Origin of the sequence: Paenibacillus sp. FSL P4-0113 (assembly GCF_038009305.1) — a bacterium.
GTDB lineage: Bacteria > Bacillota > Bacilli > Paenibacillales > Paenibacillaceae > Paenibacillus > Paenibacillus polymyxa_D.
Genome location: NZ_JBBPAZ010000001.1, coordinates 3,720,001 through 3,734,387, shown reverse-complemented (window position 1 = coordinate 3,734,387; position 14,387 = coordinate 3,720,001). Strand labels below are relative to the sequence as shown.

Genomic DNA, 14,387 nt, shown 5'->3' with positions numbered 1-14,387 from the left:
AACACACTTCCTCCTGCGCCCCAGCCCGTTACTCCGGCTTGGCAATCGGAAGCTGCACCAGGGCTGTCGTTCCCTCTCCCTCTGTGCTTTCAATATCCAGTGTGCCTTTATGACTCTGTATAATACGCTGGCTGACCATAAGTCCTAGTCCTGTACCTGTTTCTTTGTTTGTGAAAAAAGGTTCTCCCAACTTGGACAGCATTTCTGCGGGAATACCCGCTCCCTGGTCCCGTATGAAGATTTTAACGTTTTCTCCCTCCAAGAACAAATGAATCGTGATGATGCCACCTTTACTCATAGCCTCCATGCTATTTTTAAGTAAATTAATGAATACTTGCTTTAACTGATTTTCTTCAGCGTATACCAGGGCAGGCTCGTCCGTGACCTGAAGGTTGAATACAATGCCCAGCAGATGCGCCTGACTATCTAGTAAAGAAATCACGTCGCTCACAATATAACGAACATCTTTTTTCTGAAAATGCACTGCCTGTGGCTTCGCCAGTATTAAAAACTCGCTAACGATCAAATTAATGCGATCCAGCTCAGACATCATAATATCGTTGTGTTTCATATTCAACACTTGATTTTGCTGCTGTAGTTGGAGAAAGCCACGTAGCGTGGTTAGCGGATTACGAATCTCATGCGCTACGCCTGCCGCCAGTTGCCCGACGGTTGTCAGTTTCTCTGATCTGCGCAACAACTCCTCCATCCGGTTGCGACCCGTGATATCACGCGACACGCAGATAAACCCCAAAATCTGGCCTTCTTCATCCAGAATAGGCGATGTGCTCATACTAATCTCTACTGTACTTCCATCCTTCCGCATTCTAAGGGACTCACTTGATACGATGCTCTCTCCCTGAAGCAGGCTCTTCTTCTGAAATTCATATTCCTCCTGTTGCTGTGGAGGTACAAATTCCAACTTACGACCAACCAATTCTTTCTTGGTCCAGCCGTACAAAGCTTCAAAGGCATGATTGACCCGAACGACGCGATCCTCCTCGTCGGTTACATGAATCGCATCTGCTGTCTGATTAATAACCGATTCTAGATGTTCCTTTACAGAACGGTTCTCTTCATACATCTGCTCGAGTCTTCTCGTGTACATCCCTAGGTTGTAGGCCATCGCATTGATGCGCTCACCCAACTGTGCAAGCTCATGACCACCTTTTATTTCTAGCCGTGTATCAAAATGACCGTCAGCCATCTCATTCACTTTCCCCAGAATCGACTGAATTGGGCGGACAAACAGACTTGCCAGCACATAGCTTCCAATGATCACCACCTCTAAAAGGACAATGGAAATGGCAATTAAACTTATCAATTGCTTGGAAATAACAGAAGTGATCGTATCATAATTCATAACAATACGGATAACATAGGCATCACGATTAGCCGGATAAAAAGGTATGTAACTGACGAGAACCCGCTCACCTTTAATATAGCAGTCTTGTACAATACTCTCCCCCGAGAGGATAGCTCTGGACACGGCCAAACGATCTTCCTGCACCCTTGTTAGTTGATACGTGCCGAATTGGATCGGTTTGTTGTACATGTAATAGTATTTCGAATCGTTTCCGTTCTTGTCCATCGAAGCGCCACCAAAGGTTGCAGGGTTAATTCCTGTAATCTCCATGATGCGATAATCCACTTGTTGAGTTTGCTTTACGATCTCATCGGGGCTCAGGATGGTTATGAAATTTTGTACTGAAGTATCCTGAAAGGAAATTCGAATTAAGTAGTTACGTTTTTGATCATAATAAAATCCCCATTTGTTAATATCTGAGGAGTCTGAACCGGTGTAGTCAAATGACCCCGTCCAAAAATGATCCAGTTTCTGACCTTGCACCATTGCAGCCTGTCCGTGCTCATATAATTGGTCAACTGCATTTTTCCAATATCCTGTCAATGGATCGGATGGCGTTACTTCTTTAGGATCCGAGGATCTAACAACCTTATACCCCTGCCCGTCTCGAATCATCAAGGAAATATTAGTATCTCTGTGGAGTGAGGCCACCTTTTGAAGCTGTTCCTGCTGAATATTTCGGATGTCAGGACCGAGTTGATTGGCAGCCAACGTGGCAGAAAGCCACAGATTATATCCGAGCTGCTTGTCAACGGCCTCCCAGCTATGTTGGGTTTGTTCGATAGCTCCTCCGATAATTTTAGCCGTCAGAACCATTTTAGTTTCACTGTCACTTCTTAGGTTTTCGTGGGTCGTGTAATAATTAAGTGCGATGTTTAATAAAAGGATAAACAGGACGGACCCCGACAAAATGATCGTTATTCTGATTTTTATCGACACACTGATTTCTCACCTCTTGCCGCATGCTGGCGATTACTGGGAATTGCTAACTCAATGATACCGTAATAGCGCCTGTGATACCAGCATTTACATTTACCGGATATACATAAATACACACCTTGTGTACAGTATTGTCAATAGACGAGGATTTGCCTACAATATAAAAGATAATCATCCACAGGTAGTCCACAAATACACAGATTTTATTATAAACTGTGGATAAACCTGTGGACAAGTACCTTGTTATCCACAATTTTATTCACATCATGTTAACAACGGAATATTTGTTCGTTGGATAATTCCGCGTTTTGAAAGGAGCATTTTCCCAGTGACCACCATGGATCACGCCTATTGGATGAAAGAAGCCATTCAGGAAGCGTATAAGGCAGAAACGTTAGGTGAAGTCCCTATCGGGGCTGTCATCGTAAAAGATAATGAAATCATCGGTCGCGGCTACAATTTGCGCGAGACGGATGCTGACCCAACCGCACATGCAGAGATGGTCGCCATTCGTCAGGCCAGTGAGCACTTAGGTGCCTGGCGCCTGCTGGATTGTAGGCTGTATGTCACTCTGGAGCCGTGTCCAATGTGCGCCGGAGCCATTGTGCAATCACGGGTTCCCCATTTGATATACGGCACTACAGATCCCAAGGCAGGCTGCGCAGGCACGCTGATGAATTTATTACAGGAGCCTCGGTTCAATCATTGTACAGAAGTAACTAGTGGTGTACTGCAGGAGGAATGTGCATCGCTGCTAACGAGCTTCTTTCGGCATCTGCGGCAAAAAAGAGCGGCAGCCAAATTGTCTCCTCCCCCGTCTTCATTCTGAGGAGACACAGTCCAAAATACCTCATCTCATTGCTAATTCCCCATGGAAGGAGATCACCCCATGCCTATGAGCTTGTATAATACGCCTCAAGGTATCTTTTTACGGCCATTTAGCTTGGCGGATAGCGAAGCCCTTCTCGCCCTTAGGCACCGAAATAGGGATTCCCATGCGCCTTATGAGCCGCTTTACGAGGATTCATTTTTCACATTAGAGAAACAACAGGACTACATCCGTCAGAAATTGCGGCAAGCCGAAGAAGATCGAGGTTACGTATTCGGTATCTTTCTCTTAAAGGAAGAACGGCTCATCGGTTATATCTCCATTTCCAATCTAGTACGTGGAGTTGGACAATTCGCTGATATCGGCTACATGATGGATCATCATGAACAGGGTAAAGGGCATATGACCGCCGCCTTAAAGTTGATCATACAATATGCCTTTCGTGCCTTATCTCTACATCGTCTTCAAGCGGGTACTCTTTTGCATAATGATCGCTCACAACGTGTATTAGAAAAATGTGGCTTTCGACCAGAAGGCATTGCTCGCAAGCTTGTACAGATTCAGGGCACATGGCAGGATCACCAGATGTTTGGACTTTTAGCCGAGGATGACGTGTGGCAGAGCTAAATGACTGTACAGGGACAACATTAAAAGTAAACAAAAAACCGCCCGGCCTATGCCGAGCGGTTTTCTTGCAATCATGTTATCCCATACTTAAGGAGCAACAGTTTGCATTTTTTGTTGCAGTTGTTCCATCGTCAGGACTTGATCAGCTGTTGGAATACCTACTTTAAATGCTGCTTTAGCATTGATTTTGTTGTATTGCGTGTAGCCCGTTACAGACAATTTTACATTGTCTTTTGTAGCCGGATCATTCATCTCTACATTCGCATTCAGGTCTTGATACACAGGAATGTTATCCTTGTTCAAAGCTGTGTTAATGTCAAACTGCTTCACTGTCAAGTAGTTTTTCAACTCATCCAGCTTTTTGCTAACTTCGCTGGTGTTAGATTGCAATTCTTTCTTCGCTTCAGACAGCTCTTCCTTCTTCACTTGAAGCATGCTAGCATATTCGTCCTTAGACATTATATCAAGGACTTTAGGAAGCGCCTTAGTGATAAATGTATTGGTTGCTTGCTTCACGTTGTCGTTCGTTATTTTAAACTGAACTACTTGTTTAGCTTCAACGCCTTGTGGCAACTTAGCGTCTTTAGGATCAATATCAAAGAAGTACGTAGCTTGATCATACTCGTTCATAATAGCAGCGATCACTTCATTCGCAAATTTCTGCGATTTTTCTTGATCCATAGCTGCAGGGTTAAATTCTTGTCCCGATTGTTTAGCCAGTTCTTGTGGATCAATGATCAGGAATTTACCTACAACATCCTGTGGGAGCGGGTAAAATGGAATATTAGGAATTTTAACGTACAGTTTATCTTTAGTCATCACCATTGGAATCGTGAAGCTGGTGGAAAGATCACCTTTCAAATGAATGCCGAGCGTCATTTCAGATTGGAAAGGTTCTTTTTGATATACACCGTCCAGCGTAATGTCTGCATTTTTCAGCATACTGGTTATCATTGCACTTTGTTCACTTGGTAAAGTAGCAGATGAAATTGTCAGATCCTTAACGGTAAATTGACTTTTGGATTCATAAGAATTCAACTTCATTGCATTTGCAGTACCGGTCGTAACTGCTTCCTTCGGTTCTAACTTCTTGCTACAACCTACCAGGGCTACCGTCAAAAGCAACACCATAGTGAGTACCAAGACGGATAACTTTTTACTCATTGTGTAGATTCTCTCCTCTCGTAATTAACCCCTTTTTTTATGCTAACAAAAAAATACACACCTCCTATTTTAACTCATATTCTCAAACAGCGAAACACTTATTGGAAAATTTTCTTACAATAAGCACAAAGACACCCTGGTTCTCCTAACCAGGGTGTACTATCGATGCAATATATTTTTAGGAGAAAGGTCTTCCTGCTTATGAACCTTCTCTGTTATGATGATCCACGTGATTCCGCTGTTTCACCTTCTTGGAACCAGATAACGGCTCCTGCTGATGACTACGCTCACGCTTTTCGTTACTTCCACCAGAATCCTGTGCTTCAGGGACAGGAATGGCTTTAGGCTTGCCCATTTATGCATCCTCCATTCTCAGTCTATATTTGTGGTACATCAACAAATCCGTTTATTACCATTAAAAATAGGACTATAGATGGTGTAGATCTTCTGTTTTATCGTGGTTTAGTGAATCCTGATGACGGCGATCATTACGATCCTGCTGCACTTGCTGTGCCTGATGACTATTCACTGGACGTTGCTCCAAATCATCAACAATGTTAGATAGGTTTTTATCCAGTCCGTTTTTGGCTTTTGTCATGTATCCTTCCTCCTCATTCCTTCATACTACGAATGCGTCAATGACTGTAATGTTTGGGCACATTGGTGAATATGCCGAGTATAATCGGACACCAGCTGTTGAATGATATCTGTTCGTTCATCTACAGACTGTCCATCCCGCTCTACATCGACTAAGCTAACCTGCACTTCCCGGGAATCTACATAAGTACATGCAAAATCAAAGGAGTACATTTGTCGGCCTTCTACCTCGATGTGGATTCGTATAGCCCGGTTGTCAGCTTCATCTGCCTGTACCTGCGATTTATCCCCTGAATTCAAAAGAATCGGCAGTTGTTCCTGCCAGGCCTCTACCAGCTTTTGCTGATCTACTGTCATTTCTCGATTCATGCCAGCACCTCCATATCTGATAACGTGTGAAAAAACCGAGCTTTTTATACAACAAAAAAACCATTCTCCACGATTCCTGATCATTAGCATCTAAAGGCTAATGTACCAGCTATCGTATTTGAATGGCTTGGTTTATTTAGAATATGGCGGAGAGGATGGGATTCGAACCCATGTGAGCTTGCACTCTAACGGTTTTCAAGACCGCCCCGTTATGACCGCTTCGGTACCTCTCCAGGTGGTAAATGGATAAAGCTGCTTCCCTTTTAAACATACTCAGGCGCAACAAAATTATTTTACCACAGAATTTCTAAGAATGCAATACTTACTGTTTAGGAGCAATAACCTCAATGCCTCGCATGTATGAACGCAGTACTTCTGGGATCACGATGCTTCCATCCTCTTGCTGATAGTTCTCCAAAATAGCAGCCACAGTCCGCCCTACAGCCAATCCTGAGCCGTTCAGCGTATGTACAAATTCAGGCTTCGCCTTCGAATCTGGACGAAACCGGATGTTCGCACGACGCGCTTGGAAGTCTTCTGTGTTTGAACAAGAAGAAATCTCGCGGTACATGCCACTCTCAGGCAACCATACTTCCAGATCGTACGTTTTGGCAGATGTAAAACCCATATCTCCCGTGCAAAGTGCCAGCACACGATATGGAAGTCCGAGCAGCTGTAAAACACGCTCAGCGTTATTCGTCATTTTCTCCAATTCCTCATAAGAGGTATCCGGGTGAACCAGCTTAAGCATCTCTACTTTATTGAACTGATGCTGACGGATCAGGCCACGTGTATCACGTCCCGCTGATCCTGCCTCCGAGCGAAAGCATGAGCTGTATGCCACATAATATTTCGGAAGCTGCTCCGCATTCATGATCTCTTCACGATGGTAGTTCGTTACCGGAACTTCAGCCGTAGGAATGAGATAATACTCCGTATCACGCAGCTTGAACAAATCTTCTTCAAACTTCGGAAGTTGGCCCGTTCCGTACAAGCTGTCCCGATTTACGATGTATGGAGGAAGCATTTCTTCATAACCATGCTCACTGCTGTGCAGATCCATCATAAAGTTAATCAGCGCACGCTCTAGTCTTGCTCCCAGTCCTTTGTAGAACGTAAAACGAGAACCCGTTACCTTGGCTGCTGCTTCAAAATCAAGAATATCTAGATCCTGAGCCAACTCCCAATGCGCTTTGGGTTTAAAGGAAAACTCGCGCGGCTCCGACCAGCGACGGATTTCTACATTATCCTCTTCCGATGCGCCAACAGGTACTGTTTCATTGGGAATATTCGGAATAGACATCACCAGTTCGTCGATCTGAACTTCCAGTTCGCGTACTTGCTCATCTAATTCTTTGATACGATCGGAGACTTGACGCATTTCTGCAATAAGATCATCCGCATTTTCCTTATTCTTCTTCAACTTGGCTACTTCACCGGATACCACGTTCCGACGATTTTTGAGCCCTTCACTTTCCTGAAGTAACTCACGACGGCTTACATCCAGATCTGTAAAACCATTAATCAGATCCAGAGATTTCCCCCTGTTCTGCAAAGCTTTCTCAACCCTACCAAGCTCATTACGTAAAATCTTTATATCTAACACAGGTAATCCCTCCTACACTACAAACCTGACTTTCACTATTCGCGGACCATATCCACAAAATATTGATGTAACCGGTAATCGTCTGTTAACTCCGGATGGAAGGATGAAGCCAGCAAATGACCCTGACGGGCTGCCACGATCTCGCCGTTATACTCAGACAGCACATCTACTCCCGTTCCAACAGACTGTATTAATGGTGCGCGTATAAATACGGCACGAACCGGTTCCTCAATCCCTTTAATGTTCAAGTCTGTTTCAAAGCTGTCTCTTTGGCGACCAAATGCATTACGCGATACTGTAATATCCATGAGTCCCAAATGTGCTTCTTCCTGTCCTTGAATCGTTTTAGCCAGTACAATCAATCCTGCGCAAGTGCCAAATACAGGCTTGCCTTGATTGGAAAACTGACGTATAGCCTCTATAAAGTCATACTTGCGCATTAGCTTACCGATAGTGGTACTTTCACCACCGGGAATGATAAGACCGGACAGCTCATCGAGCTGTTCGATCTTCTTCACCGCTATACCTTCCGCACCCGCACGTTCAACGCTTCGTATATGTTCAGCTACAGCGCCTTGCAGCGACAATACACCTATTTTCATGCCGGTCCCTTCTTTCTTACCAACCACGATCCTGCATGCGCTCATGCGGTGCCAGTTTGGAAATTTCAATGCCTTTCATAGGAGTTCCCAAATTCTTGGAGACTTCTGCGATCAGCTTGTAATCCGTATAATGAGTAGTCGCTTCCACGATTGCCCGTGCAAACTTCTCAGGGCTATCCGACTTGAAAATACCAGAACCTACAAAGACGCCATCAGCGCCTAAATGCATCATTAACGCGGCATCAGCAGGTGTTGCTACACCACCCGCTGCAAAGTTAACCACTGGCAGCTTGCCAAGCTCATGCACTTCTAACAGCAGTTCATATGCAACTCCGAGGTTTTTCGCTTCTGCATACAGCTCGTCCTTCGACAAGTTTTGCACCTTGCGAATTTGACCATTGATAAAACGCATATGACGAACGGCCTCAACAATATTCCCAGTTCCCGGTTCACCCTTCGTACGGATCATAGATGCACCCTCACCAATGCGACGCAGTGCTTCTCCCAGATCCTTGGCTCCACAAACAAATGGAACGGTGAACTCCCGCTTATCAATATGGAAAACTTCATCCGCAGGTGTCAATACTTCGCTCTCATCGAGATAGTCAACACCGAGAGATTCCAGTACCTTTGCCTCTACAAAGTGACCGATGCGAGCCTTAGCCATAACAGGAATAGAAACAACCTTCATAACTTCTTCCACAATCGTTGGGTCAGCCATACGAGCAACCCCACCAGCTGCACGGATATCCGAAGGTACCCGTTCAAGAGCCATTACAGCTGTAGCTCCTGCTGCCTCTGCAATTTTAGCCTGCTCAGCGTTCATGACATCCATGATTACGCCACCTTTTTGCATCTCTGCCATACCTCTTTTTACACGCGAAGTTCCCGTTTCCATGTCGTTGCCTCCTGTAAGGGTTACGTTTAGATTCTAACTAAATATTTTACCGCACCAATGCCAAATACACAATCATTTCAATCTACAAAATAAGTAATGAAAAACAAGGTAGGTCGCTTAGCTCTGCTTATTTAGAAGAGATTCTTAATTCCTTGGAACAGATCTCCGAAGAAATCACCGATTGCCCGGAAAAGCATTCGGAACCAGCCGCCCTCTTCTACTGCTGTCGTAGTAACCAGATCAACGGTTTTCGTCTGCCCTTTATCCACACCGTCTGTCTTGTACGTGTACGTAATGGTTCCGACTTTGGCCCCTTGCTTCAAAGGTGCTACAAGAGAGCTTGCTGGTGTAATGTTCGTTGTAAAGGTTACCTTGGGATTGCTCGCACCCTTGGGTACGATAAAACTTACTGCATCTTTTGTAACGATCGGCACTTCTGTTTCCGTACCTTTGGTCACTGGCACATTCTCAACACCCTTAACCACCGTCTTTGGGGCAATAACCTGCTTCACTTCAAAATTATCAAAACCATAGTTCAGCACTTTAGCTGTCTCTGTAAAACGGTGTGCATCTGAATCAGCTCCCATAACTACACTGATGAGACGCATTCCATTGCGTTCAGCGGTTCCTGTAAAACAGTTGCCAGCATTGGCCGTATGGCCTGTTTTCATCCCGTCTAAACCTGGGTAAGCAAACTTTCTAAAGTTAGTAATATTTTTGTTTGCTTCCAGCATCCAGTTATAGTTAATAATCGGCGCCTTGTCAGTAGGACGGAATTTGTAAGATTGAATTGTCGTGAATCGTGTGTAATCCGGATGATCTTTAATGATGTAACCAGCCAGAGTAGCTGCATCTCTCGCTGTCATCACCGTTTCCCGGTCTGTATCCGGCTGGAAGCCTTTCGGCATATCACCACGGTCCAAACCAGTCGAGTTGATAAAATACGTATTTTTCATGCCCATTTTCTGAGCTGTTTCATTCATTAGTTTTACAAAATCCTGCTCAGTTCCGGATACGCGTTCAGCAAGGGCTACTGTTGCATCATTAGCAGAACCTACCGCCATGGCAATATAAAGCTCTTCTACCGTATGTTGATCCCCTTGAGCCAAAAAAATACGTGATCCAATGCTCTTAGAAGCATTCTCGTTAACCGTAACCTTATCCGTCCACTTGAGTTTGCCTTGCTTAACCTGTTCAGCCACGATGTATTCTGTCATCATTTTAGTCATACTTGCTGGTGGAAGTGGCTCATCTGGATTCATAGACAGCAATACTTGCCCCGTGGAAGGCTCGATCAAAATGGCAGAACGTAGTGCCAGACTAGGGGGGTTAATAGAACCTGTCCCCGTAATATTGGTTGCCTGTGTTGCCGCTCCAGCTGCAAAAGTAGCCACGCTCGGATCGAAATTGCCTACAACAGGCAATGCCGACATATACATCATATTGAGCACCATGACTGCAGTCACGCTCTTTTTAATCATGCTGCGTTTTGTATTTTGCTTTAAATTGTTCGCTTTCAAATGAATACAAACTCCTCTCGTACCTCAACCCGATCCGTTATGTACAACGAGACGGTGGTTACAGCCTCTACTTGGCCAATGTAATTAATGTTTTAGTGTTAAAATCCAGTTCCATTTCGTTTTATTTCGTTTTCTTAGTTGTATCCTGTCATGAGCATTTTCTGCTCGAATCTTCTTTACTGGTAGGAATCATCCAAAAGACCTACGTGCCCTAATTCGTCAATAATTTCGTCATAAAGGCGGACACTTGTCTATTCTATCACAGGGGTATCTCTAAAAAAAGACAGGCAGAGCGAAATACGCTCTGCCTGTCGTCAAGTCTACTACAGCCGAACTTTATAGAGAGTAGTTTGGTGCTTCTTTCGTAATTTGCACATCATGCGGATGGCTCTCACGCAGACCAGCACCTGTAATACGGATAAAGCTTGTATCGTTACGAAGCTCCTCAATATTAGCTGTACCGCAATAACCCATACCGGAACGAAGACCGCCCAACAGCTGATGGACAGTGTCGGAAAGTGGTCCTTTATAAGCAACGCGTCCTTCAATGCCTTCCGGTACCAATTTCTTGTCGTCATCTTGGAAATAACGATCTTTACTACCTTGCTTCATCGCAGCCATAGAGCCCATACCACGATATACTTTAAAGCGGCGTCCTTGATAAATTTCAGATTCGCCCGGGCTTTCTTCCGTACCTGCAAAAAGACTTCCCAGCATTACCGCAGAAGCGCCTGCCGCAATGGCCTTTGTAATTTCACCGGAGTATTTAATACCGCCGTCTGCAATAATCGGAATATTATATTCACGTGCTACTGTTGCACAATCATAAATTGCTGTTACTTGTGGAACACCTATCCCTGCGATTACGCGTGTTGTACAGATGGAGCCTGGACCAATACCGACTTTTACGACCGATGCTCCTGCTTCAATCAATTCGCGCGTTCCGTCTCCAGTAGCTACATTACCTGCTACAATCGTCAGATCAGGATAAGCTTCACGCAGCTTGCGGACCGCTTCAATGATGTTAATATGATGGCCGTGAGCAGAGTCCACAACAATCATATCCACACCCGCTTTTACAAGTGCTTCAGTCCGATCAAATGTATCCTTGGAAATACCAACAGCCGCACCGACCAGAAGACGACCTTGTGCATCTTTCGCTGCGTTCGGAAATTGAATAGCTTTCTCAATATCTTTAATGGTGATAAGACCTTTGAGATAATTTTCATCATCAACCAAAGGGAGCTTTTCAATCTTATGCTTTTGCAAAATGACTTCCGCTTCCTGTAAAGTCGTACCTACAGGTGCAGTTACCAGTTCTTCCTTCGTCATGACTTCACTGATTTTAAGGTTAAAATCGTGAATAAAGCGAAGATCACGGTTAGTAATAATACCCACCAGTTTGTTTTCTTCGTTTACAACAGGTACACCAGAAATACGGTATTTACCCATAACTGCTTCAGCATCAGATACCAAATGATCCGGAGTCAATGAGAATGGATTGGTGATAACACCGCTCTCAGAACGTTTAACCCGATCCACCTCTACCGCTTGCTGTTCAATCGACATATTTTTATGAATAATACCGATACCGCCCTCACGAGCCATCGCGATTGCCAACACTGCCTCAGTAACAGTATCCATACCAGCACTCATCAAAGGAATATTCAGTTTTACGTTATCACTCAAACGTGTCGCCACGCTTACTTCTTTGGGCAGAACCACCGACTTGCGAGGTACCAGCAAAACATCGTCAAAGGTAAGGCCTTCCTTACCGAATTTATCTTCCCACACCAAGATGATCCTCCTTCAAATTGTTTAGTCTGTATTGGTCTTGTTGTCTGTCCGACATGGACAAATCAAGGCTCTCTGAAAATATATTATTGCAATCTTAGCAAAGCGGTATAGGGGTGTCAAGCCTTCAACAATAGCCCTAACCTTTAGTATTTCCCTGTACAAACAACTGTACTCCTACGGAGGACAACCTTTAAAAATAAGCGTTTTTAAGAGTAATAGCTATTCACAAGAGCGTATCTCTTCTTTGAATGCGCAGCATAGAAGCAATTATACAAGTGGTTTGTACCCTAATATACCAAAGAGGACCATGATCTCATTGAGATCATGGTCCTCTTTACTTGTTGCTTGGCGACGTCCTACTCTCCCAGGACCCTGCGGTCCAAGTACCATCGGCGCTGGAGGGCTTAACGGTCGTGTTCGGGATGGGTACGTGTGGAACCCCTCCGCTATCGCCACCAAACATGAATCTGCTGAGCAAATTCTTTTTCAGGAATCAGCATCGCCAAATGCTGTGTGTTCGCTTGTTCCATATAAGCCACTTGTGCTTATACAATACAAAACTTACACCCTAAAAACTGGATCCGAAACTCATTGCGTCTTATCTTAGGATAAGCCCTCGACCGATTAGTATTGGTCAGCTCCATGCATTACTGCACTTCCACCCCCAACCTATCTACCTCGTCGTCTTCAAGGGGTCTTACATACTGGGAAATCTCATCTTGAGGGGGGCTTCACGCTTAGATGCTTTCAGCGCTTATCCCTTCCGTACATAGCTACCCAGCGGTGCTCCTGGCGGAACAACTGGTACACCAGCGGTACGTCCATCCCGGTCCTCTCGTACTAAGGACAGCTCCTCTCAAATTTCCTACGCCCACGACAGATAGGGACCGAACTGTCTCACGACGTTCTGAACCCAGCTCGCGTACCGCTTTAATGGGCGAACAGCCCAACCCTTGGGACCTACTTCAGCCCCAGGATGCGATGAGCCGACATCGAGGTGCCAAACCTCCCCGTCGATGTGGACTCTTGGGGGAGATAAGCCTGTTATCCCCAGGGTAGCTTTTATCCGTTGAGCGATGGCCCTTCCATGCGGTACCACCGGATCACTAAGCCCGACTTTCGTCCCTGCTCGACTTGTAGGTCTCGCAGTCAAGCTCCCTTCTGCCTTTGCACTCTTCGAATGATTTCCAACCATTCTGAGGGAACCTTGGGGCGCCTCCGTTACTCTTTAGGAGGCGACCGCCCCAGTCAAACTGCCCACCTGACACTGTCCTCGCACCGGTTTACGGTACCAAGTTAGAACCTAGATACGATCAGGGTGGTATCCCAAGGATGCCTCCCTTCAAGCTGGCGCTCAAAGTTCGACGGCTCCCACCTATCCTGTACAGATCGTACCCAAATTCAATATCAAGCTGCAGTAAAGCTCCATGGGGTCTTTCCGTCTTGTCGCGGGTAACCTGCATCTTCACAGGTATTAAAATTTCACCGGATCTCTCGTTGAGACAGCGCCCAAGTCGTTACGCCATTCGTGCGGGTCAGAATTTACCTGACAAGGAATTTCGCTACCTTAGGACCGTTATAGTTACGGCCGCCGTTTACTGGGGCTTCGGTTCATAGCTTCGCTCTTGCGAGCTTACCACTCCCCTTAACCTTCCAGCACCGGGCAGGCGTCAGCCCGTATACTTCGCCTTGCGGCTTCGCACAGACCTGTGTTTTTGCTAAACAGTCGCTTGGGCCTTTTCACTGCGGCCCCCTCGGGCTATTCACCCTACCGAGGCACCCCTTCTCCCGAAGTTACGGGGTCATTTTGCCGAGTTCCTTAACGAGAGTTCTTCCGCGCGCCTTAGAATTCTCTTCTCGCCTACCTGTGTCGGTTTGCGGTACGGGCACCTTCTCCTGGCTAGAGGCTTTTCTTGGCAGTCTGAGATCATGACCTTCGCTACTACAATTTTCGCTCCCCATCACAGCCCAGCCTTAACGATATGCGGATTTGCCTACACATCAGCCTCACTGCTTAGACGGACATCCATCAGTCCGCGTCACTACCCTACTGCGTCACCCCATCGCTCATAA

General features: G+C 45.5%; 12 protein-coding genes, 1 tRNA gene and 2 rRNA genes (1 of these 15 running past the window's edge). 2 read left to right on the top strand and 13 right to left on the bottom strand.

What is annotated here, in order from left to right; translation table 11 throughout:
- Nucleotides 1-28 precede the first annotated feature (28 nt).
- Nucleotides 29-2,305, bottom strand: a complete 2,277-nt coding sequence (locus tag MKX46_RS15990) for a PAS domain S-box protein (protein WP_341071457.1) — start codon at nucleotides 2,303-2,305, stop codon at nucleotides 29-31.
- Nucleotides 2,306-2,633: 328 nt separating this feature from the next.
- Between MKX46_RS15990 and tadA the strand changes: the two genes are divergently transcribed.
- Entirely contained in the window at nucleotides 2,634-3,134 is a 501-nt protein-coding gene (gene tadA, locus MKX46_RS15985) for a tRNA adenosine(34) deaminase TadA (RefSeq protein ID WP_069011491.1), read from the top strand.
- 60 nt (nucleotides 3,135-3,194) lie between these two features.
- Nucleotides 3,195-3,761 (top strand): GNAT family N-acetyltransferase, encoded by a 567-nt coding sequence (locus MKX46_RS15980; protein ID WP_069011492.1) that lies wholly within the window; start codon nucleotides 3,195-3,197, stop codon nucleotides 3,759-3,761.
- 87 nt (nucleotides 3,762-3,848) lie between these two features.
- On the opposite strand, the gene MKX46_RS15975 is transcribed toward MKX46_RS15980, so the two are convergent.
- The 12 genes from MKX46_RS15975 to MKX46_RS15920 all read right to left on the bottom strand — a co-directional run.
- Nucleotides 3,849-4,925 carry a hypothetical protein gene (locus tag MKX46_RS15975; RefSeq protein WP_029514954.1) on the bottom strand — a complete coding sequence of 359 codons (1,077 nt, stop codon included), beginning with the start codon at nucleotides 4,923-4,925 and terminating at the stop codon, nucleotides 3,849-3,851.
- A 199-nt stretch (nucleotides 4,926-5,124) separates the two neighbouring features.
- The gene (locus MKX46_RS15970) at nucleotides 5,125-5,280 is read right to left on the bottom strand and encodes a small acid-soluble spore protein P (RefSeq protein ID WP_029514956.1); all 156 of its coding nucleotides are present in this window, start codon (nucleotides 5,278-5,280) and stop codon (nucleotides 5,125-5,127) included.
- Nucleotides 5,281-5,352: 72 nt separating this feature from the next.
- Nucleotides 5,353-5,523: a hypothetical protein gene (locus MKX46_RS15965; protein ID WP_007428073.1), complete on the bottom strand. Its 171-nt coding sequence runs from the start codon at nucleotides 5,521-5,523 to the stop codon at nucleotides 5,353-5,355.
- Nucleotides 5,524-5,549: 26 nt separating this feature from the next.
- Complete coding sequence (locus tag MKX46_RS15960; RefSeq protein ID WP_029514958.1) at nucleotides 5,550-5,891, bottom strand: hypothetical protein; 342 nt, start codon at nucleotides 5,889-5,891, stop codon at nucleotides 5,550-5,552.
- Between the two features lie 144 nt (nucleotides 5,892-6,035).
- Nucleotides 6,036-6,124 (bottom strand) — tRNA-Ser (locus MKX46_RS15955).
- A gap of 89 nt (nucleotides 6,125-6,213) precedes the next feature.
- Complete coding sequence (gene serS, locus MKX46_RS15950) at nucleotides 6,214-7,497, bottom strand: serine--tRNA ligase (RefSeq protein ID WP_318628413.1); 1,284 nt, start codon at nucleotides 7,495-7,497, stop codon at nucleotides 6,214-6,216.
- Between the two features lie 35 nt (nucleotides 7,498-7,532).
- Nucleotides 7,533-8,099, bottom strand: a complete 567-nt coding sequence (gene pdxT / locus MKX46_RS15945; RefSeq protein WP_340931149.1) for a pyridoxal 5'-phosphate synthase glutaminase subunit PdxT — start codon at nucleotides 8,097-8,099, stop codon at nucleotides 7,533-7,535.
- Between the two features lie 16 nt (nucleotides 8,100-8,115).
- Nucleotides 8,116-8,997, bottom strand: a complete 882-nt coding sequence (gene pdxS, locus MKX46_RS15940; protein ID WP_025720037.1) for a pyridoxal 5'-phosphate synthase lyase subunit PdxS — start codon at nucleotides 8,995-8,997, stop codon at nucleotides 8,116-8,118.
- A 131-nt stretch (nucleotides 8,998-9,128) separates the two neighbouring features.
- The gene (locus MKX46_RS15935) at nucleotides 9,129-10,517 is read right to left on the bottom strand and encodes a D-alanyl-D-alanine carboxypeptidase family protein (RefSeq protein ID WP_029514963.1); all 1,389 of its coding nucleotides are present in this window, start codon (nucleotides 10,515-10,517) and stop codon (nucleotides 9,129-9,131) included.
- A 336-nt stretch (nucleotides 10,518-10,853) separates the two neighbouring features.
- On the bottom strand, nucleotides 10,854-12,311 hold the full coding sequence (guaB, locus tag MKX46_RS15930) for an IMP dehydrogenase (RefSeq protein ID WP_013308172.1): 1,458 nt from the start codon (nucleotides 12,309-12,311) through the stop codon (nucleotides 10,854-10,856).
- 346 nt (nucleotides 12,312-12,657) lie between these two features.
- A 5S ribosomal RNA gene (gene rrf / locus MKX46_RS15925) occupies nucleotides 12,658-12,774 on the bottom strand.
- A 144-nt stretch (nucleotides 12,775-12,918) separates the two neighbouring features.
- A 23S ribosomal RNA gene (locus MKX46_RS15920) occupies nucleotides 12,919-14,387 on the bottom strand; it runs 1,460 nt beyond the window's last position.

What these genes read in the sequence shown, in the direction of transcription:
- pdxS (WP_025720037.1), bottom strand. Translation starts at nt 8,997, where the DNA reads ATGGAAACGGGAACTTCGCGTGTAAAAAGAGGTATGGCAGAGATGCAA.
- MKX46_RS15960 (WP_029514958.1), bottom strand. Translation starts at nt 5,891, where the DNA reads ATGAATCGAGAAATGACAGTAGATCAGCAAAAGCTGGTAGAGGCCTGG.
- MKX46_RS15980 (WP_069011492.1), top strand. Translation starts at nt 3,195, where the DNA reads ATGCCTATGAGCTTGTATAATACGCCTCAAGGTATCTTTTTACGGCCA.
- MKX46_RS15975 (WP_029514954.1), bottom strand. Translation starts at nt 4,925, where the DNA reads ATGAGTAAAAAGTTATCCGTCTTGGTACTCACTATGGTGTTGCTTTTG.
- MKX46_RS15965 (WP_007428073.1), bottom strand. Translation starts at nt 5,523, where the DNA reads ATGACAAAAGCCAAAAACGGACTGGATAAAAACCTATCTAACATTGTT.
- MKX46_RS15970 (WP_029514956.1), bottom strand. Translation starts at nt 5,280, where the DNA reads ATGGGCAAGCCTAAAGCCATTCCTGTCCCTGAAGCACAGGATTCTGGT.
- pdxT (WP_340931149.1), bottom strand. Translation starts at nt 8,099, where the DNA reads ATGAAAATAGGTGTATTGTCGCTGCAAGGCGCTGTAGCTGAACATATA.